The sequence below is a fragment of the Haloarcula terrestris genome (assembly GCF_031624315.1).
GTDB lineage: Archaea > Halobacteriota > Halobacteria > Halobacteriales > Haloarculaceae > Haloarcula > Haloarcula terrestris.
Map to the genome: position 1 here is coordinate 423,580 of NZ_JAMQOM010000004.1, position 17,279 is coordinate 440,858.

The 17,279-nt window shown below is 65.6% G+C and carries 22 protein-coding genes and 1 tRNA gene; 8 read left to right on the plus strand and 15 right to left on the minus strand.

Annotated features, from left to right (window positions below):
• Positions 1–19: 19 nt before the first annotated feature.
• From NDI54_RS12390 to NDI54_RS12410, 5 genes are all read right to left on the minus strand, one after another.
• Positions 20–298, minus strand: coding sequence for an ArsR/SmtB family transcription factor (locus NDI54_RS12390; protein WP_004593670.1), 279 nt, complete (start codon positions 296–298; stop codon positions 20–22).
• A 202-nt stretch (positions 299–500) separates the two neighbouring features.
• Complete coding sequence (locus NDI54_RS12395; RefSeq protein ID WP_310896754.1) at positions 501–1,622, minus strand: pyridoxal phosphate-dependent aminotransferase; 1,122 nt, start codon at positions 1,620–1,622, stop codon at positions 501–503.
• 479 nt (positions 1,623–2,101) lie between these two features.
• Positions 2,102–3,265, minus strand: a complete 1,164-nt coding sequence (locus NDI54_RS12400; protein WP_310896755.1) for a thiolase family protein — start codon at positions 3,263–3,265, stop codon at positions 2,102–2,104.
• A 55-nt stretch (positions 3,266–3,320) separates the two neighbouring features.
• Positions 3,321–3,476 (minus strand): hypothetical protein, encoded by a 156-nt coding sequence (locus tag NDI54_RS12405; protein ID WP_310896756.1) that lies wholly within the window; start codon positions 3,474–3,476, stop codon positions 3,321–3,323.
• A gap of 45 nt (positions 3,477–3,521) precedes the next feature.
• A complete protein-coding gene (locus NDI54_RS12410) occupies positions 3,522–4,289 on the minus strand; it encodes a DUF7839 domain-containing protein (RefSeq protein ID WP_310896757.1) in 768 nt (255 codons plus the stop codon).
• 135 nt (positions 4,290–4,424) lie between these two features.
• On the opposite strand from NDI54_RS12410, the gene NDI54_RS12415 reads away from it, so the two are divergent.
• Both NDI54_RS12415 and NDI54_RS12420 read left to right on the plus strand, forming a co-directional pair.
• Positions 4,425–5,105, plus strand: a complete 681-nt coding sequence (locus tag NDI54_RS12415; protein ID WP_310896758.1) for a metallophosphoesterase — start codon at positions 4,425–4,427, stop codon at positions 5,103–5,105.
• Positions 5,106–5,142: 37 nt separating this feature from the next.
• Entirely contained in the window at positions 5,143–5,298 is a 156-nt protein-coding gene (locus NDI54_RS12420; RefSeq protein WP_310896759.1) for a hypothetical protein, read from the plus strand.
• 42 nt (positions 5,299–5,340) lie between these two features.
• Here the strand turns inward: NDI54_RS12420 and NDI54_RS12425 are convergent, their stop codons facing one another.
• Positions 5,341–6,594 carry an NAD(P)/FAD-dependent oxidoreductase gene (locus tag NDI54_RS12425; protein WP_310896760.1) on the minus strand — a complete coding sequence of 418 codons (1,254 nt, stop codon included), beginning with the start codon at positions 6,592–6,594 and terminating at the stop codon, positions 5,341–5,343.
• Between the two features lie 83 nt (positions 6,595–6,677).
• On the opposite strand from NDI54_RS12425, the gene NDI54_RS12430 reads away from it, so the two are divergent.
• A complete protein-coding gene (locus NDI54_RS12430) occupies positions 6,678–7,850 on the plus strand; it encodes a threonine synthase (RefSeq protein ID WP_310896761.1) in 1,173 nt (390 codons plus the stop codon).
• 103 nt (positions 7,851–7,953) lie between these two features.
• Positions 7,954–8,967 (plus strand): alcohol dehydrogenase catalytic domain-containing protein, encoded by a 1,014-nt coding sequence (locus NDI54_RS12435; RefSeq protein WP_310896762.1) that lies wholly within the window; start codon positions 7,954–7,956, stop codon positions 8,965–8,967.
• Here NDI54_RS12435 and NDI54_RS12440 read toward each other — a convergent pair.
• The 8 genes from NDI54_RS12440 to NDI54_RS12475 all read right to left on the minus strand — a co-directional run bounded on the left by NDI54_RS12440 (position 8,964) and on the right by NDI54_RS12475 (position 12,814).
• Positions 8,964–9,377 (minus strand): hypothetical protein, encoded by a 414-nt coding sequence (locus NDI54_RS12440; protein WP_310896763.1) that lies wholly within the window; start codon positions 9,375–9,377, stop codon positions 8,964–8,966. The genes NDI54_RS12435 and NDI54_RS12440 overlap by 4 nt on opposite strands.
• 126 nt (positions 9,378–9,503) lie before the next feature.
• On the minus strand, positions 9,504–10,127 hold the full coding sequence (locus tag NDI54_RS12445; protein ID WP_310896764.1) for a J domain-containing protein: 624 nt from the start codon (positions 10,125–10,127) through the stop codon (positions 9,504–9,506).
• 52 nt (positions 10,128–10,179) lie between these two features.
• Positions 10,180–10,938 carry a proteasome assembly chaperone family protein gene (locus tag NDI54_RS12450; RefSeq protein WP_310896765.1) on the minus strand — a complete coding sequence of 253 codons (759 nt, stop codon included), beginning with the start codon at positions 10,936–10,938 and terminating at the stop codon, positions 10,180–10,182.
• A gap of 5 nt (positions 10,939–10,943) precedes the next feature.
• The gene (locus NDI54_RS12455; RefSeq protein WP_310896766.1) at positions 10,944–11,126 is read right to left on the minus strand and encodes an RNA-protein complex protein Nop10; all 183 of its coding nucleotides are present in this window, start codon (positions 11,124–11,126) and stop codon (positions 10,944–10,946) included.
• 26 nt (positions 11,127–11,152) lie between these two features.
• Positions 11,153–11,953, minus strand: coding sequence for a translation initiation factor IF-2 subunit alpha (locus NDI54_RS12460; protein ID WP_310896767.1), 801 nt, complete (start codon positions 11,951–11,953; stop codon positions 11,153–11,155).
• A gap of 1 nt (position 11,954) precedes the next feature.
• On the minus strand, positions 11,955–12,128 hold the full coding sequence (locus NDI54_RS12465) for a 30S ribosomal protein S27e (protein ID WP_310896768.1): 174 nt from the start codon (positions 12,126–12,128) through the stop codon (positions 11,955–11,957).
• Positions 12,129–12,130: 2 nt separating this feature from the next.
• On the minus strand, positions 12,131–12,409 hold the full coding sequence (locus NDI54_RS12470; protein ID WP_004593654.1) for a 50S ribosomal protein L44e: 279 nt from the start codon (positions 12,407–12,409) through the stop codon (positions 12,131–12,133).
• A 138-nt stretch (positions 12,410–12,547) separates the two neighbouring features.
• On the minus strand, positions 12,548–12,814 hold the full coding sequence (locus tag NDI54_RS12475; RefSeq protein ID WP_310896769.1) for a hypothetical protein: 267 nt from the start codon (positions 12,812–12,814) through the stop codon (positions 12,548–12,550).
• 185 nt (positions 12,815–12,999) lie between these two features.
• Between NDI54_RS12475 and NDI54_RS12480 the strand changes: the two genes are divergently transcribed.
• On the plus strand, positions 13,000–13,272 hold the full coding sequence (locus NDI54_RS12480; RefSeq protein WP_004963583.1) for an HAH_0734 family protein: 273 nt from the start codon (positions 13,000–13,002) through the stop codon (positions 13,270–13,272).
• A gap of 57 nt (positions 13,273–13,329) precedes the next feature.
• On the opposite strand, the gene NDI54_RS12485 is transcribed toward NDI54_RS12480, so the two are convergent.
• On the minus strand, positions 13,330–15,648 hold the full coding sequence (locus NDI54_RS12485; RefSeq protein ID WP_310896770.1) for a DUF2298 domain-containing protein: 2,319 nt from the start codon (positions 15,646–15,648) through the stop codon (positions 13,330–13,332).
• A 117-nt stretch (positions 15,649–15,765) separates the two neighbouring features.
• On the opposite strand from NDI54_RS12485, the gene NDI54_RS12490 reads away from it, so the two are divergent.
• The 3 genes from NDI54_RS12490 to NDI54_RS12500 all read left to right on the plus strand — a co-directional run bounded on the left by NDI54_RS12490 (position 15,766) and on the right by NDI54_RS12500 (position 17,162).
• On the plus strand, positions 15,766–16,533 hold the full coding sequence (locus NDI54_RS12490; protein ID WP_310896771.1) for a glycosyltransferase: 768 nt from the start codon (positions 15,766–15,768) through the stop codon (positions 16,531–16,533).
• Positions 16,533–17,015 carry a GtrA family protein gene (locus NDI54_RS12495; RefSeq protein WP_310896879.1) on the plus strand — a complete coding sequence of 161 codons (483 nt, stop codon included), beginning with the start codon at positions 16,533–16,535 and terminating at the stop codon, positions 17,013–17,015. The genes NDI54_RS12490 and NDI54_RS12495 overlap by 1 nt, the downstream gene beginning before the upstream one ends.
• Positions 17,016–17,087: 72 nt before the next feature.
• Positions 17,088–17,162, plus strand: a tRNA-Met gene (locus NDI54_RS12500).
• The last annotated feature ends 117 nt before the right edge of the window (positions 17,163–17,279 follow it).

Here is a 17,279-nt window from a genome sequence, read left to right on the forward strand (position 1 = left end):
GCCACCGCGTCTGTCCCCGTCATTCGTCCATCTTCTCCACGATTTCCTCGAAGGTATCGCGGTAGTTGTCGAACCGGTCGGTCAGAAAGTACAGTTTGGCGTACTCCTCGTCGCCGGACTCGACCACGTCGTGGTCCTCTAGCTGTTCCATGTGATGTCTGATCGTCTTGTAGCCCACGTCGAGTTCGTCGGCGAGTTCGTTGGCGTTCATCGGTCGGTCCGAGAGAGCGTCGATGATACGCGCTCGGTTGGCGCCGCCGCGCGTCGCCGTCAACAGATACCAGAGCGCTTTCTCCATCCCACTGTCCTCCCGGGACCTGCGTCTGCCGGTCCTATAGTCCTGTCTCTCTCCGCGGAGGGGCGCGCTGGTCTCGAATGCATTTGGCACGGTCAGTTACCGGAGTCGAGACAACCACGCAATAAAGCCTTTCTTCGCACTCTCTTCCGAGACTGTTCCAATTTCGGGGCGAATCGCCACGGCGTCGCCTTACCCGAGAGCGTCAGCGGACCGCTGCCGTCGCGTCGGCCATGATGTCGATGGCCTGCTTCAGCGTCTCCATGTCCGTCGCGTAGGAGATGCGGGCGTAGCCCGCGCCGTGTTCGCCGAAAGCGTCGCCGGGGACGACCACGACTCCGCGGTCGATGACCTCGTCCACCCAGCCCTCGGGGACCTTCGGCATCGCGTAGAACGCGCCCTTGGGCGTCGGACAGTCAAGCCCCATCTCCTCTAGCCCGTCCAGCAGCACGTCCCGACGCTCCTGGAAGGCCTCGCGCATCTCGGCCACCTGGTCCTGTGGGCCGCTCAGTGCCGCCTCGGCGGCGTACTGGGCCGGGGCCGACGCACAGGCCTGGGCGTACTGGTGAACCCGTAGCATCCGCTCGATGCGGTCCGTTGCGCCAGTGACCCAGCCGAGCCGCCAGCCGGTCATCGAGTAGGCCTTCGAGCAGGCGTTGACGACGACGACGTTGCCCGTGTCGCTGAACTCCGCCGGCGAGCGGTGCTCGCCCTCGAACACTTGGTGTTCGTACACCTCGTCGGAGATACACAGCACGTCGTGTTCGTCGGCGATGCGGGCGAACTCGCGCATGTCCTCGGGGGACTGCACCGCCCCGGTCGGGTTCGCGGGTGAGTTCACGACGAACGCCGCCGTGTCCTCGGTGATGGCCTCTTCGACCGTCTCGGGGGCCATCGTGAGGTCGTCCCGCAGCGGAACCGGCTGCGGCGTCCCGCCAGCCAGATGCGTCAACGCGTCGTAGGAGACGAACCCCGGGTCCGGGAAGATGACCTCTTGTCCCTCATCAACGTGGGCTTCCAGCGCGATGTGTAGCGCCTCGCTTCCCCCCGACGTAGCGATGATGTCCCCGGGGTCGACATCGAGGTCGTTGTCCCGGGCGTGCTTGGCGGCGATGGCCTCCCGGAGCTCCTCGGTCCCTTTGTTCGACGTGTAGGCGTCGACTTTGCCGGCCTGAATCGCCTCGACGGCCGCTTGGCGGGCGTGGTCCGGCGTCGGGAAGTCCGGCTGGCCGAGGCCGAGGTTGATGGCGTCCTCGCCCGCGGCCTCGAACACTTCGCGGATGCCCGAGATCGATACCTGCTCTACCCGTCGAGAGAATTCAGTCATACTCTCTCTGGGGTGGGCCGGCCCGATAATTCTTCCCGATTCTCGCCGCTCTGGAGGGAACTGTTTACATCACTGTCGTTTTGTTTGCAGTCCCGCAAGCTTCCTCTCGATTGCGCTGTGTGCCGTTCGGACGACGGCCTCGAAAGCCCCCGCCGGCTCGCTGGCTGTGACTCGCTGCGGTCCTCGCCACTCCCGTCGGTCGTTTCTGCGGTCCTTGCGTCCTCTCGCGCAGCGAGCCGGCGGCCCCTTTCAGTCCCACCCGACACGCCACAGCCACGCCCTCCCCAACCGATTGCGTTGCTCGGCTCACGCCGTTCGCCTGCGCTACTCATCCCTCGCACGGCGTTTCCGCTCGATGGAGCGAGCGAGAGCGCGCGCCAGCAGCGGTTCGTGTTGCCTTTGGTGACGGACTACCGGACCACGGACATCGCAATCGCGCCGCCACCGCCGATGCTCACTCGCCTCGTCGCTGGCGGGGCCTACCGGACCACAGACATCGCAATCGCGCCGCCACCGCCGATGCTCATCCCAACCACTCCGCGATGATGATCGTCCCGCTCCATCGCGTACAGCAGCGTCGTCGTGAGGATGCCGCCGCTGGCCCCGATGGGGTGGCCGAGCGCCACCGCGCCGCCCAGCGGGTTGTGCTTCTCGGCGGGGATGTTGAGTTCGTCGGAGACGTACACCATCTGGGCGGCGAAGGCCTCGTTGAGTTCGAAGTGGTCCACGTCGGCGACGGCGAGGTCGTTGCGCTCCAGCAGCGTTGTGACCACGTCAGCGACGGCCAGCGAGAACTCGGCGGGGTCGCGGTAGGACACGGCGTAGTCCTCGACGTGAGCCATCGGTCCCAGATCCTCGCGTTCGACTGTCTCGGCGTCGGCGAGCACCACCGCGCCCGCGCCGTCCGAGAGCTTCGAGGCGTTGCCGGCGGTGATTGTGCCGCTCTCCGCGAAGGCCGGCGGGAGCGTTGCCAACTGGTCCACCGTCGTCTCCGGCCGTGGTCCCTCGTCCTCGGTCACCAGCCCGTCGGCCGTTTCGACGGGGACCAGTTCCTCTGTGAATTTCTCCGATTGGATGGCTTCGCCGGCCCGGTGGTTGCTCCGCCGGGCGTACTCGTCCTGTGCCTCGCGGCCGATGTCGTACTCGGCGGCGATTTCCTCCGTCAGTGTCCCCATGTGGGCGTCGTAGTGTTTGTCCCACAGCGAGTCCCAGATCATCGCGTCGACGAGTTCGCTGTTCCCGTGCCGGCGACCGCTGCGCATCTCGGGTGCGAGATACGGCGCGTTCGACATCGACTCCATACCGCCGGCGAGACACACTGACGCCCGACCCGCTTCGATACGGTCGGCGGCGGTCGTAATCGCCCGCAGTCCCGACCCCGACGCCTCGTTTAGCGTCGTCGCAGCGACATCATTGGGTAGCGGCGACTCGACGACGACCTGTCTGGCCGGCACCTGGCCGACGCCCGCCTGCACCGCGTTTCCGAGGCCGACCCAGTCGACGCTGGCCTCGTCGACGCCGGTCCGGTCGAGCAGTCCCTCGACGGCTGCACCGCCCAGGTCCACCGCGGACCGCTCCGAGAGCCCTCCGAGCAGTTCGCCGTGTGCGGTGCGTGCGCCGTCGACCAGAACCACATCAGTCATACGGACTACATGAATCTAACCCTACAATACTGTTCGCCCAGCAACGGACAGCAACCTACTCCTCGGTCGCCGTCCGCAGTTCCTCGATGGCCGTCTCCAGCCGCCGGAGCGTCGCGTCAGCGTCGGTGTACCCCTGCTCGTACTCGCCGTAGGCGTCGTCGGCTTCGCTCAGGAACGCTTCGACGGCGTCGTGAACGTCGTGGTCGCTCATGGCTGTCCTGACGATAGCCGACCGGAAAAGTCCCGTCACTCCGGGCTACTGGGTCACGTCGTAGTCGACGCTCGCGTCCCGGAGCGCGTCGGTCACGCGCCCGACGGTGTCCTGCGTGGCGACGACGACGGCGTCCAGCCCCCGAGATGCGGCGGCGGCGGCCACCTCGCCAGCCGCGAAGTGCGTCGTCGGTTCGACCTCGGCGTCCCGAAGCGCGACAACGGCCTCGACGCCCGCCGCGGTGACGATGGTGGCGTCCGCACAGGCCGCGGCGATCTCGTCGATGTTCTCGACCGGCCCCGACCGGACCGGCGGGACCTGTATCACGCTGACGTGGCCAGGGTCGAGGTCGATGACGCCCTCGAAGCCCGTGACGCCGACGACTTCGCCTTCCGCGGCGCTAGTCGTCGTCACGCCCGTCGCGTCCCCACCGCCGGGGTGGGCGTGTAGTAGGCCATCGGCCAGCGAAAGCGTCACTGTCTCACCTTCCGACAGGTCCGCTGTGGCGATGGCGGCGTCCTCCTGGACGCTGCCGAGCACGTCGTCGGTGACGTGGTCGGCGAACCGTCGTACGTCGGTGGCGGACTGGAACACCCAGTCGACGCCCTCCTTGGTGACGCGGTAGCGCGACCGCCCCTCTTTCTCGACGAGGCCGTCGTCGACGAGTTCCCGGATGTACTCGCTGACGGCCTGACTCGTCACGCCGACGGCCTCGGCGATTTCGCCCTGACTCACCGCGGGCTGGCGCTCGGCGATCTCCACGAGGACCCGAAACCGCGTCGCGGCCCGCTTGTTCTCCAGGACGTCGACCATACCAGAGTCACGGGAGTCACAGGTAAAAATACCACCGACACCGTCAGGCCTGGATATCCGGCCGCAGGACCGCCCATCTCAGCCGCCGTCGCCGTGACCGACAATATAAGCGTCACCGGTACCGACTGGACGGCGATGACAGTCAGCTACGACGACCGGGCGCTGCTGCGTGACAGGACGCTCGTCGTCGCGGACCTCCACATCGGCCGGGGCACCGGCGGGAACCTCGAACTCCCGGTCGGCTCCGGCTCCGATATGGTCCAGCGGTTCCAGTCCCTCGTCGACCGCCACGACCCCGACGAGGTCGTCGTCGCCGGCGACCTGCTGCACTCGTTTCAGACCGTTCCCCGGTCGGTCGAAAGCACCGTCGCCGGCATCAAGAAAGCCTGCCGGGAGGTCGGTGCGCGCCTGATCGTGACGCCGGGCAACCACGACACGATGCTCGATAGCGTCTGGGACGGCCCGACCGAGACGGAGTTCCGGATCGGCGAGACGGTCGTCTGTCACGGCCACGACGCTCCCGAGGCCGACGCCGACCGCTACGTCGTCGGCCACGACCACCCGACCATCTCCATCGAGGGCCAGCGTCAGCCCTGCTATCTCGTCGGCAGCGGCCAGTACCGCGACAGCGACGTGGTGATGCTCCCGTCGTTCAACAAACTGAACGCCGGCGTCGAGGTCAATGAGATGCGCGCCAGTGACTTCCAGTCCCCGCTCGTCACTGACGCCGACCGATTGGAGCCGGTGGTCTGGGACGAGAGCGGCCGCGAGACGCTGTCGTTCCCGCCGCTGGGTGAGTTCCGCCGCATGCTATAACGGTAAGTATTTGACCCACGACGGTGGACGCTGGAACATGGTTCAGACTGAAATCGCGCTGGGGCTCATCGCGATTACGCTGCTCTCGCTGGTGGTGCTGTACTTCGCGACCATAAAATACGTCTCTGAAGTCCTCGAAGGGGAGGGACACGACCACGAGGGAAACACGAATAGCGGCGGTCCGACCGTTTAGACCGTCGCAGGACTGCGTGGCCGGTTTCGGCTTTTTCTGTCCCTATTGCAGTAGATCAGCGGCGACTTTCCCGCTCTCCAGTGCGCCCTGTATCGACGACCAGCGGGTGTAGTCGCCGGCCAAGACGGCGTTCCCGCCCGGCGCTGTCGGGTCCGGCAGCGAGTTCCGGTACCCCGGCGGCTGGGCGAACTGCGAGAACGGGACCCGGTCGGTCCGGAGCAGTTCCAGCGCCTCGAAGCTCGCGTTCGGATACCACGACCGAAGCGCGTCCCGGACCTCGGCGGCCAGTTCTTCGTCGTCTTCGTCGGGCGTTCCGAGGAACGTGGCGCTGTATAGCTCCATGCCGGCGGGCGCGTACTCGCTGGCGACGGCCGACAGCGGCGCGACGGTGTTTGGCCGGTCGTCGGCCGCGTTGAGGATGATGCGCTTTCCGGTGGTCGGCGCGCGGTTCGTCGGGAGCGCGAAGTACTGGGTGACACAGCCGACGGGCTCGGTCGGGATTGCGTCGATGTCGGTCAGCTCCGCCGCCGTCTCCGGGTCCGTCGCGACGACGGTGCTCTCGGCCGTCACCGTCTCCGTGCCCACCTCCGCAGTGACCTCGCCGTCGTGGGTTTCCAGCCCGGTCACAGCCGCGTCGGTTTCGATGGTCGCGCCCGACGAACGAGCGCGGTCGGCGAGCTGTCGCGGCATCGCCTGCATCCCGTCGGCGGGCACGAATATCTCGCCCTCGCTCAGCATCTTGTAGGTGTACTCGAAGATGCTGCTGTCCGTCCCCAGCGAGCGGTCGAGCGTGATGCCGCCGTAGAACGGCGCGGCGAACCGCTCGACGAACCGCTGTGAGAACCCGTAGTTGGCGAGGTACTCCCGGATGGTCGTCCCGCCCCGGGAGAGCAGTTCGACGGGCTCGACGCCGGCCAGTTCGCGCTGGAGCTGGAACAGCCTGAGCTTGTCGGCCGTGCGAACGTCGGTGTTCAGCAGCGTCTGTGGCGCTGCTGAGGGATTCCGTAAGGGATCCGACAGCACCGAGCGGTGGTTCGGACTGGCGATGGTCGCTCCCGGCGTGAAGGGCCGCGGAGCCAGCGCCTCGATGTCGAGTTCGCGCTTGGCGGCTGGGTAGGCGGAGAACATGACCTGGAACCCGCGGTCGAACGTGTAGCCGTCCTCGTGGGTCGTCCGGACCCTGCCCCCGACCTCCGACGCCTGTTCGAAGACGGTCACGTCACGGCCCGACTCGGCCAGGTGGCGGGCGGCGACCAGCCCGGCGAGTCCCCCGCCGGCGACGACGACATCTGTCATGTCCGCTCCTTTGACCGCCGGTGACAAGAGCGTGCTGAAGCGGGACCGGACCACACTTGGTCGTCCCGTCCACAGGGAGACCCATGGAGACGACTGCGGCGTTTCGCGGCCTCACCTGCACGGCGTGTGGCGCGGCAACCGACAGCACGGCCGACCGCTGTCCCGACTGCGGCGGCGTTCTCGTCGGCGACTACGACGTTCCCGAGCTGACGCCTGCGGACCTGCCCGACGTGACGGGACCAGGCCGCTACGAGCCGTTGCGGCCGTTTTCGCGGGATACGACGGTGACGCTTGGCGAGGGGGCGACGCCGCTGGTCCCGGTGCCGGACCTGGCCGCGGAACTCGGTGTCGAATCGGTGTACGTCAAAGACGAGGGGCGCAATCCGACGGCCTCGCTGGGCGACCGTAAACTCTCGCTTGCGGCCACCGCCGCCACGCAGCGCGGAGCCGAGCGTGTCGTGACGCCATCGACGGGCAACGGCGCACAGGCCAGCGCCGCCTACGCGGCCCGGGCCGGCATCGAGTCGAAGGGCTTCGTCCCATCGCGCTGTCCGTTCCTCAACAAGGCGATGGTGAACGTCCACGGCGGCGACATGCGCGTCGTCGAGGGCCGGTACGACGACGCCGTCTCGGCGTTCGAGGACGAGCTAGCCGAGGCAGCCGACGGTTGGGTCCCGGTCGCACCCGGCCATCCCTTCCGTATCGAGGGCGCGAAATCCGTTGCCTTCGAGACGGCCGACGACCTCGGTTGGACGGCCCCCGACGCGGTGGTCCACCCCACCGGCCACGGCGAGACGCTGGTCGGCCTCGAACGTGGCTTCCGAGCAGCGGCAGACAGCGGCCTCGCGGACTCGGTCCCACGGATCTACGCCGCACAGCCGGACTCGACGGCCGCAATCGCTGACGCCGCACGCGAGGGTGCGAGTGAACCGGCGACCATTGAGCATCCCGACACCATCGTCGGCCCACTGGAGGTGCCTGATCCCGCCGCCGGCGCTGCGGCGCTCGACTCGCTCGATCACTCCGGGGGCGGCGGTGTCGCTGTCTCGGACAAGGACATCCTTGCCGGCGCGGTCGACGGCTGCGAGATGGGGCCGGAAACCGGTGCGACCGGCGGAACGGCCGTCGCCGGTGCGCGAGCGCTGGCCGACGAGGGAGCCTTCGATGCTGACGATGTTGTCGTCCTCGTGAACCCCGTCGCCGGCAGCAAGGAGGCGGACCTGCTGCGCAGTCACCTCATGAGCCAGGGTATCTGAGCGACCGGCCGGCTGACCCGGGTACGGATGCGATATTGCTGTCGATCAGGCAGTTATGGAACCCTTCGATGCTGTTTATACGATTCTGGACCAACATGGCGTGATGCGCGTCGCAGCGTTCAGCGAACTCACTGGCCCGGACGGCGTCTCGATCACCAACCAACCGACCCCTGAACCCGAACGCGGCGAGGCAGTGGTCTCCGTCGAAGCGTGTGCCATCAATCGGCACGACCTCTGGATTCTCGAAGGCGATTCCGCGATGGTCGACACGGACGACCTGCCCTTTGTCACCGGCCTAGATGTCGCCGGGACCGTCGACGCTGTGGGCGAGGGCGTCACTGCGGTCGAACCCGGGGACCGCGTGGTCCTCTGTCCGAACGAGACCTGCGGGACGTGTCGCTACTGTCGGGAGGGGCCGGAGAACCTCTGTGAGAACTTCTCGCTGTACCACGGTGGCCTCGCCGAGGCGGCCCGCGTCCAGGCTGACCGCCTCGTCACGCTCCCTGACGGCGTGGGAACGGTCGAGGCGGCCGCGCTCCCGACGGCCTACATGACCGCCTTCCACATGCTCCGCCGGGTCGACGCCGGACCGGGCGACCTGGTGTTCATCCCTGGTGTGACCGGCGGCGTCGGCGTCGCGGGTGTGCAACTCGCCGACGCGCTCGGCGCTCACAGCGTCGGGACTTCCTCCTCTCAGGCGAAGCTCCAGCGCGTCGACTCGCTCGGCCTGGACTACGCCGTCGAGAGCACCGACCCGGACGAGATTCGGGACGCGGTCGCCGATATCGGGACGGTCGACGGCGTGCTCAACCACCTCGGCGGCGAGTACACGCAGGTCGGTCTGGATGTCCTCCGACGCGGCGGCCGGATGGCGGTCTGTGGACGGACAGCCGGCGGCACATCCGAGATTGATATCTCTGACCTGTTCCTCGGCCACAAGCGCGTCATCGGGAGCACGATGGGAACCCAGGGCGACCTGGAGCGACTCGTCGGGCTCGTCGCCGACGGCGACCTCACTCCGGAGATCGACGAGACCTACCCGCTCGAAGAAACCGGTGCGGCGTTCGCGGCGATGCAGGACCGCGACAGCGTCGGGAAGCTCGTCGTGACGCCCTAATCACTCTCACGACCTGACAGGGTGTAGACGAAAAACATGTGAGCAACGACGCTGGTCCAGACGAAAACAACGAGGCCGATCTCGCCAGTGGGAGGCAATCCCTCAGGAAAGAAGAGGAAATCGAGGCCGATGAGCACGGTCATAATGAGTAGAAAGGTGACAGTGTCTTCGAAGTATCTGCGACCGAGCCCCTGCGTGTCCCCGTAACTGAGGCTGACACCGAAACCCAGGCCGAGACCTACCGCAATCAGGAGACCAACGTCGTTCTCAATAGACGGAACCGCTCCCTGCCATAATTCGAACCAGACCCATCCGGTTATGATAAGACTGACAACCAGTTGGAGTGTAATGGAACTACCAACGCCTGTTAGCCCATGTGAGGTTGCTTTGGGGGTGTCTTTCTCTGCCATGTCATATCTTCTCGTGAGTTCATCTTAATGACAGGTGTTTGTGCCGGACCTCCCAATACCTGACAGATCCGTCCGTTATGGTGAGCGATGTCGGGGTAACAACGAATATAACAGCCGGTGTGTGATTTACGATGCGCGCTGTTTCGACGGCCCAGCAGCGTGCTGTTTCGCGGTTGTGTAGGCCTCTCGGACGCGCTTGAACTCGTCTTCGTTGCCGCCGTGGTCGGGGTGGACTTCCTTGACACGCTCGCGGTAGGCCGCTTTCACGTCATCCAGCGACGCGTTCTGCGTGAGTCCCAGTTCGTTGAACGCTTGCACTGTCGGGTGTGGTTCGTCCTCGGGGTCCGGGCCGAGATCGACTTCGGGCGTCTCGAAGGGGAGGCGTGCGCCCAGGTAGACGCCGGGCATCTCGTGTTCGACCAGTACCGGCACCGTCGGCGAGCGCTCGATGCGGTAGTACGCCCGGGCGTCGAACGTGATCGCTACGTCCCGCTTGGGGAGGTAGAAGGCGACGTGTTGTCCCTCGACAAAGTGGTTCTCGGCGAACTGCTCGTCGATGGCGGTGAGGTACTCGCGGAGCTCCGCCCGGCGTCGCATCTCGCCGCCATCGGTTGCCTGTCGGTTGGGCCGTTCGGCGGGAAACACGCGGTTGGCGAGGACGAACAGCCCGGCGACGACGAGGCTGCCGGCGACACCCAGGACGAGTCCGAGGACCAGCCACTCTGGTACCATGCCCGGTTGTGTCTGCACGACCTGTCGTTAGGCTCCAGTGGTAAAGAAATGCCCGCTCTCGGGTCGTCTCTCAGCCGATATACCTGAGGTCCTCGTCGGCCGGCGACGGGGAGTTCTGCTGTTCCATCTCCTGGATCTTCCGGACGACTTCCTCCATCTCGTCGGCGCGGTCCTCGAGCGAACTGTAGTCGACCTCGAACCCGATAACGTCCTGGAGGATTTCGAGGACGGCCTGTGCGCTCTTGGGATCGACCAGATACCCCGATGTTTCGCCCATGAGACAGCAGGCCGGTACGTCGCGGCGCTTGCTCAGGCCGAGCAGCAGGCCGGAGACGCCGACGATGCCGCCCGCGGGTTCGTCTTCACGGAAGGCCACGCCAGCGTCCTCCAGCGTCTCTCTGAACTCCTCGGTCGTCGTCGCACCGAGCACGTCGTACTCCTCGATGAGTTCGCCGGTCGGGACGCCGCCGAGGGCGAACACCCGCTGGACGCCGAAGTCGTCGGCGATGTCGAGAAACGTGTCGGTCAGGCCGTAGTGGCCCTGGTTGTCCTGCGCCTGGTGATCGCCCGAGAGGACGAGCAGGTCCTGGCCGTCCGCTGGCGTGACGGCGTGGAACTCGGCGCAGGCGAGCTGTGCCTGGCCCTCGTCGATGCTGACCTGGGGCGGGAAATGCGTCGAGTAGACGCGGCGAACGAGTTCGCTTTCGAGCTCCTCCAGCAGGTGCTCGGCGGCGAGCTTGCCGACGTGGCCGACGCCGGGCAGCCCCTCGACCAGTACCGGGTCGTCGAGGTCGGGGTCCGCTACGGTCTCGATGTCGAATTCGTCCATACGGCTTATTCGCGGCGGCGTTGCTTAAGAGAACGTCGATACTCGCCGTAGCTGTCTTCAGGAGAGAACGGCGCGGGTGCGCTGTTGACCGCTTCGGTCCCACACTTCGGGCAGGTGTCACCGAGCGTGTACACCGGCCGGTCGTGCTCGGACTCCCAGGCGGCACAGACGCGAATATCCGATTTCATCGGTTGGAATCGCCGTCAGCGGCGGGTTACTCGTCGTCTTCGCTGCGCTCGCGGTGGAACTGTCCCGTGCCACCGTGTTGCTCGACGACCTTCGCGGCGCGGTCCGCGCTCTCTTCGAGGGCGTCCTCTGCAGTCTTGTAGTCGGGCGCTTGCACTTGGATGCGGTACTCCGGCGACCCGACGTAGGTCACTTCGAGTTGGATCTCGTCGGGGACCTCGCCGTTGCCCTCCGCAGCCTGGAGCGCTTCCTTGATGACATCGACGCCGTCGCTTTCGGGACAGGACAGGTCGACGTAGCCGGTGACCTGCACGTACGGGACGGAGACGTTGTTCCGGGCCGTCTGGACGATGGCGTCGATCTCCTCCTCGGAGAGATCGACATCTTCGAGGGCCTCGTTGCCGTGGATCGCCGCCGACTCGAACCCGTCGTACATCGAGCCGAACTCCGCCAGCAGCTCGTTGGCGATGGCAGCGTAGCTCTCGTCGTCCAGGTCCTCGCCGAAGGCCAGTTCCATCCAGTTGTCGGCCTTCTGCTCGTTTTTCCACTCCTGGATTTTCTCTTTCCGCTGGTGGTCGTTAACGTCCTTGATCGAGAGGTCGATCTGCTGGGCGCTCTCGTCGACATCAAGCACCTTGGCAACGACTGTCTGCCCTTCGTTGACGTGGTCGCGGACGTTCTTGATCCATCCGCTGGCGACCTCGGAGATGTGACAGAGGCCGCGCTTGCCCTCGTACTCGTCGAGGTCGACGAACACGCCGAAGTCCTCGATCTCGTCGATCTTGCCGACGACGAGCTCGCCCGGTTCGGGCCAGCCGCTGTATTTCATCCTATCGGGCCTCGACGACGGCGGTCACTTCGCCTTCGATGTCGGCCTTGCCGCCCGTCGGACGGGCGATAGTGTGGCCACAGACGGCACACGAGACCTCGCTCGCGGCCTTCTCGAAGAGAGTCTGTTCGTTCTCGCAGTCGGGACATTCGACGGTGATGAAGCTTCCTGGCATCGTTACTCCTGGAACTCCAGTCGGCCGGCGCGCCATCCTTCGCGGAGGTGGGCCTTCCCACACTCGCCACAGCGGTACTTGAGGTCCGTCTTCTTGGTGGGCTTGTCGCCACCCGGGACCTTCGAGAACTTCCCGTCGTTCCCGATACCGGAGTTGCGCTCGCGCTGGCGGTCGATCCACTTCATGCCGGTCTGGCGGCCGCTACGGACCTTCTCGACCTCGTGTTCCTGGTGCTCGTTACAGTGCGGACAGTACGTATTGAATCGTCGTGGCATCTGCATAGATATCGGCCTTACCGAGCGATTTGACGTGACCGCTTAAAACCCGTTTGGTTCGCACCTGCTGTGTGGCGCACAGTACCGTCCCGATCACGTGACCACCCGCCACGTTGGCTCGTCCCCTTCCCGCCGTAGCGCGGTCTACTTGAACCGCGCGGACGGGCCGGTTGATTCGATGCGGACCGCGCCAAACCCGTCTGACGTGCCTGATCCAGCCAGCAGTTCGAGATTCACCGCTTCGCCTGCAGAGAGCGCCCCCAGCTTCGTCGCCAGTTCGTCGTCGATGTAGTCCACGACCTCGTAGATCTCGTCAGTTTCGACATCCCGCAGCTCCATTCGCCCGGTATCGTCCATCGGACTGACCACGACCGAGGCCCGCTCGCTCGACCGCTGCTGTTGTTTCAACATACATGACTGTCATCGATTCCAATATATAAATCTCTGCTATCAGGATGTTAAGCATCTAAACACTATCCGAAAGAATATAAGGACATTCTAGTCTCAAACTGTTGACTCGTTCCCTCCGTCGATTGGGGCTTGGTATCGCAGTCGCCTTCGAAGTCACTAAGTACGCTGTTGGCAAAGGAACGGCCATGAAGAAGCTCATTATCCACGGCGACCCGGGGCTGCGAAAGGGCGGCCGCATCGAGTACGAGGACGAGGAGTACGAGGTGTTCTCCGTCTCGCGGCAGGGCGACTGGCACGGTCCGGACCGGCCACAGCTCTGGTGTACGATCGGCTCGGAAGACGAGGAAGAGACGTTCAAAACCCAGGAGTACATCCCGATGCACCTGGACACGGACGACATCGAGGCCGAGGCCGTCACCGTCCTCCGCGAGCGCGCGCCCCCGAACGCCGAATCCTGATCGGCCCGCTGCTGTTCGTTGAGTAACTGCCGTTTGCCCACAGTAACCGCTTCTTTTTCAGAAATACTCCGGTCGGACCCGATAGATCGTGACGCCGTCGGTCTGTTTCGCCACAGTCACGCCCTGTAGCCGGTCGACAGTCACGTCGTCGTAGCGCGCCCGCTCAGCGGGGCCGACGTAGACGTAGCGCACGTCGTACGCTTCCAGAAGGCGACGCTGCTCGGTCGCGTCCCCGGTGTAAATCGTCTCCACATCGTCGACGCGGCTGTCATACACCGTGTCGTTGCGGTACTGGGCCTCGTGGGTCCAGCCCGCGACAGTCGGCAGTCCGGTCAGACTCGACGGCGCGCTCGCTCCCTCGCCGTCGTCGGCGTCCCACTGGTACCCCGCGGGCGCGGCCGTGACGATAGTCGGCCGTCCGGTCGTCGTCTCGTCGAGCCATCGGATCGCCTCGGCCTCCTCTGGGTGGTCCTCGTCGAGATAGGCAAGCCCGTCCAGCGTCGGGTCGTCAGCGGCGTCGACGTGGTTCGAGAGCGCGAACACGCCGTAGATCGACGCCGAACAGACCAGCAGGACGACGAACGCGCGGACGCCGGTGGAGACCCAGGCCCGCGCGCGCTCGTCGCTTGGCCGCCAGCGGGTGAGCAGCCACGCCAGCACCGGGCCGGCAGCGACGCCCCAGAGCACCCACACCTGCATGTAGGTCTTGAAGACGGTGTTCATCCGGCCGATGTTCTCCCTGACGAAGACGAACTCGACGAGGAGTACGAGGCCCGCACCGGCGAGAATCAGAACGGCCTCGAAGCCGACAGGGCGGTCGCCGCCGTCGGCCAGCGCCGGGACCGCGTCGACGGTGCGGTGAAGCGTCGGCGAGCGCGCGAACAGCCACGCGCCAAGGAGCAGGGGGACAAGTAGGCCCACCGCCGCGATGTCCACCGTCGCGGCGAGTGCCGCCGTTGCGACTGTCACGAGGCCGACGATACGGGCCGTACTCCACCCGACGGCACGCCCGGTCTGGGCGTACAGGTACAGCCAGAAGGGGCCGACAAACAGGCCGTGGACGGCCAGCAGTTCCAGCAGCGAGGTCCGGTCGGGCAGGACCGCGATCTCGCGCCCGCTCGCCGGGCCGAGCCAGAACGGGAGCGACCAGAGCAGTCCCAGCGCAAGGACGCCACCAGCGACGGCCAGCCCCAGCCCGATCCGGACACCCTCCTGTCCCGGCCCGTTCAGGCGGAGCCGCTGTCCGACGCGCTTCGGCAGGAGCGTCGTCGGATCGGCCGGCGCGACGGTGACTGTCAGCAGGGCCAGCCCGCCCATCGACGGGAACGACCAGGTGTTCGTCACGGCCATGATGCCGGCGACGGCCGGGAGTGCGCCGAACAGCAGCGCGAGCCGTCGCCAGCGTTCGGCGGCCGGCGTCTGGTAGTAACTGAAACAGAGCGCGGCGGCCAGCAGCAGGAACCCTGTGCTCATCATGTGAGCGTGCATGTCGCCGTTGAGCCAGGCGAACAGCGGGAACTCGTCGATGACCAGCGCAGCACCGGGCTCGTACGTGACGAAATCGGCTGCGCTGTCCTCGATGACACGACTCGCGTCCCAGTAGCTGAACGAGTCCGGCCCCGCCGCGAGCCCGTCCAGTTCGTAGCCGGCCCGCTCGGCGACCGTCTGGCTCAGTCCGCCGGGCAGGAGCCAGATGATGAACTTGGCGGGCGTCGACAGATTGCTCGCGATGCCGACACAGAACGCCGTGAGGCCGGCGGCCAGTCGTCGCGGGAGGCCCCGTTCGCTCGCGACAGCGCCCGCCAGCCCGTACGCCGCCGTGACCAGCGTGGCGTAAAAGCCCGCCAGGGCGAGATTGTACGCGAACTGTCCCGCGGTTCCCGTGATTCTGGTGAGAATCGCCGCAATGAGATGGCCGCCGTAGTAGTACGCGACCGGTTCGCCGGCGAACCACATGTCCTCTAGCGGAAGGCTGTCGGCCCGGACTAGCGACTGTAGGAGCCCGAAATCGAGGAACTTCTCGCCGCCGATGGGGACGATTGCGGGGTCAAGCGCCCGGACGCCGACGAGAAACAGGAACGCGACTGTGAACACGCCGGCCGGCTCTGCGTATGTTTGCACGTCTGGCGCACTGTCAAGCCGCCACACAGCTAGGGTACTCGCTGCGAGAACGGCGACGCCGAGCCAGATGCCGAGGGACAGCGAGAGACGGCCGACGAAATAGGTGACCAGCCAGAGTATCGAGACGGCGACCGGGATTCCGAACGCGACTCCGCGGTCGGCAAAGCGGGGGAACAGCAGCCCAGCGACGGTCCCACCGGCGTACAGTAACGAGAGGTAGAGGGCGAGCCAGATAACGAGGAGCCCGTATTCCATCAGTGAAGGGGCCGGTTCGCTGGCCTATACGCTTTTCCGTTGTGTACGGACTTATCAACTGATTAGTGACCGGTAGCTTCGAACTGTTTTTACTTCCGCCTGCCCCACTACTCGCCAATGTCGCGTTCCGTCGGGGTTGTCCTCCCAGCCTACCGTCCCGACACGGACCAGCTCGGGACCTATATCGCCGCTATCAACGACGCCCTCGCGCCCCAGACTATCGTCGTCGAACTCGATGCACCACGAGACGGCGTTCCTGAATCGCTTCGTTCGCTGCCGGTCGAGGTTCACACCGTTCCCTACCGTCGCGGAAAGGGCGCGGCGATCACCGCGGGGTTCGAGCGGCTGGATACCGACGTGCTAGCCTTTGTGGATGCTGACGGGTCGACACCGGTCGGCTCGCTCGAACAGATACTCGATCCGGTTATCAACGGCCGCACGGACCTCGCTGTGGGTTCTCGTCGCCACCCGGACGCCACAATCGCGTCACACCAGACGTTCGCTCGCCGCTTTCTCGGTGACGGGTTCGCGTGGCTCGCCGGCCAGTTGCTCGATGCGAGGCTGTACGACTACCAGTGCGGTGCGAAAGCCATCGACGCGGCCGCCTGGGAGCGCGTCCGCGACCACCTGTACGAACCCGGCTTCGCGTGGGACGTGGAACTGATCGCTATCACTGCCGCCCTGGACCTGTGTATCGAGGAAGTCCCCATCGAGTGGGAGGACAAGCCCGGCTCGACGGTGTCGCCGATACGAACGTCGATAGACCTGTTACAGGCGCTGTTGACGGCTCGACACCGCGCGAAGCAGTTGCGAGACGACGGGTTTCACACGGCCCTGGCTGAACATCTCGACGAGCCGACCGCCCTGATCGAGAAGGACCGATGATGGACATTGCACAACAGGTCCGACGCGTCGTTCCGGATCGGTTCGAGTCGCTAGTGTCTGGCGTTCGGTTCGGCCAGTTCGTCTCCGTTGGCGTCGTCGGCGCGATCAGCGACAACACCGTTCTCGCTGTGCTGGGCCTGGCGTTCGGTGTCAGCGATATGTGGGCCAAAGCCGCCGGCGTCGAGACGGCGATCCTCGTGATGTTTCTGGTCAACGAACACTGGACGTTTGCCGGCCAGGGCGAGACCGGTCGTCGTTCGTTCGCGAAACGGCTCGGGAAATCCCATCTGGTCCGGTCCGGCGGCGTCGCGGTACAACTGGCCATCTACTGGCTGCTCACACAGCGGTTGGCGATCGAACTCGTCGTCGCCGGGACGGACCTGTGGTTCATCGCCGCGAGCCCGATCGCGATCGGTGTGGCGATGCTGGTCAATTACGTCGCCGAGAGCATCTTCACGTGGCAGGTCCACACGGACGGCTGAGGGGCGCGTCACTAACTCACGGACGGCACTCGAATCACAACCCTTAATGAGGGGACCGGACTACCAGAAAGTAGCGGGATGGGATAGCCAGGAGATTCCGGCGGGCTCATAACCCGCAGATCGGTAGTTCAAATCTACCTCCCGCTATCATTTTGCCGAGCTCACTCCTCTAGCGAGGCGTTTTATCGCCGAGCGGCACTGAGTTCGGCAATTATAGTTGCGAAGATTTGAACGAGGCAAGTCGCGCGCAACGTCGTGAGTACG

What these genes read in the sequence shown, in the direction of transcription:
- NDI54_RS12495 (WP_310896879.1), top strand. Translation starts at nt 16,533, where the DNA reads ATGGACATTGCACAACAGGTCCGACGCGTCGTTCCGGATCGGTTCGAG.
- NDI54_RS12475 (WP_310896769.1), bottom strand. Translation starts at nt 12,814, where the DNA reads ATGTTGAAACAACAGCAGCGGTCGAGCGAGCGGGCCTCGGTCGTGGTC.
- NDI54_RS12490 (WP_310896771.1), top strand. Translation starts at nt 15,766, where the DNA reads ATGTCGCGTTCCGTCGGGGTTGTCCTCCCAGCCTACCGTCCCGACACG.
- NDI54_RS12405 (WP_310896756.1), bottom strand. Translation starts at nt 3,476, where the DNA reads ATGAGCGACCACGACGTTCACGACGCCGTCGAAGCGTTCCTGAGCGAA.
- NDI54_RS12455 (WP_310896766.1), bottom strand. Translation starts at nt 11,126, where the DNA reads ATGAAATCGGATATTCGCGTCTGTGCCGCCTGGGAGTCCGAGCACGAC.
- NDI54_RS12485 (WP_310896770.1), bottom strand. Translation starts at nt 15,648, where the DNA reads ATGGAATACGGGCTCCTCGTTATCTGGCTCGCCCTCTACCTCTCGTTA.
- NDI54_RS12440 (WP_310896763.1), bottom strand. Translation starts at nt 9,377, where the DNA reads ATGGCAGAGAAAGACACCCCCAAAGCAACCTCACATGGGCTAACAGGC.
- NDI54_RS12435 (WP_310896762.1), top strand. Translation starts at nt 7,954, where the DNA reads ATGCGCGTCGCAGCGTTCAGCGAACTCACTGGCCCGGACGGCGTCTCG.
- NDI54_RS12470 (WP_004593654.1), bottom strand. Translation starts at nt 12,409, where the DNA reads ATGCAGATGCCACGACGATTCAATACGTACTGTCCGCACTGTAACGAG.
- NDI54_RS12420 (WP_310896759.1), top strand. Translation starts at nt 5,143, where the DNA reads ATGGTTCAGACTGAAATCGCGCTGGGGCTCATCGCGATTACGCTGCTC.
- NDI54_RS12395 (WP_310896754.1), bottom strand. Translation starts at nt 1,622, where the DNA reads ATGACTGAATTCTCTCGACGGGTAGAGCAGGTATCGATCTCGGGCATC.
- NDI54_RS12480 (WP_004963583.1), top strand. Translation starts at nt 13,000, where the DNA reads ATGAAGAAGCTCATTATCCACGGCGACCCGGGGCTGCGAAAGGGCGGC.
- NDI54_RS12425 (WP_310896760.1), bottom strand. Translation starts at nt 6,594, where the DNA reads ATGACAGATGTCGTCGTCGCCGGCGGGGGACTCGCCGGGCTGGTCGCC.
- NDI54_RS12465 (WP_310896768.1), bottom strand. Translation starts at nt 12,128, where the DNA reads ATGCCAGGAAGCTTCATCACCGTCGAATGTCCCGACTGCGAGAACGAA.
- NDI54_RS12450 (WP_310896765.1), bottom strand. Translation starts at nt 10,938, where the DNA reads ATGGACGAATTCGACATCGAGACCGTAGCGGACCCCGACCTCGACGAC.
- NDI54_RS12430 (WP_310896761.1), top strand. Translation starts at nt 6,678, where the DNA reads ATGGAGACGACTGCGGCGTTTCGCGGCCTCACCTGCACGGCGTGTGGC.
- NDI54_RS12390 (WP_004593670.1), bottom strand. Translation starts at nt 298, where the DNA reads ATGGAGAAAGCGCTCTGGTATCTGTTGACGGCGACGCGCGGCGGCGCC.
- NDI54_RS12460 (WP_310896767.1), bottom strand. Translation starts at nt 11,953, where the DNA reads ATGAAATACAGCGGCTGGCCCGAACCGGGCGAGCTCGTCGTCGGCAAG.
- NDI54_RS12410 (WP_310896757.1), bottom strand. Translation starts at nt 4,289, where the DNA reads ATGGTCGACGTCCTGGAGAACAAGCGGGCCGCGACGCGGTTTCGGGTC.
- NDI54_RS12415 (WP_310896758.1), top strand. Translation starts at nt 4,425, where the DNA reads ATGACAGTCAGCTACGACGACCGGGCGCTGCTGCGTGACAGGACGCTC.
- NDI54_RS12400 (WP_310896755.1), bottom strand. Translation starts at nt 3,265, where the DNA reads ATGACTGATGTGGTTCTGGTCGACGGCGCACGCACCGCACACGGCGAA.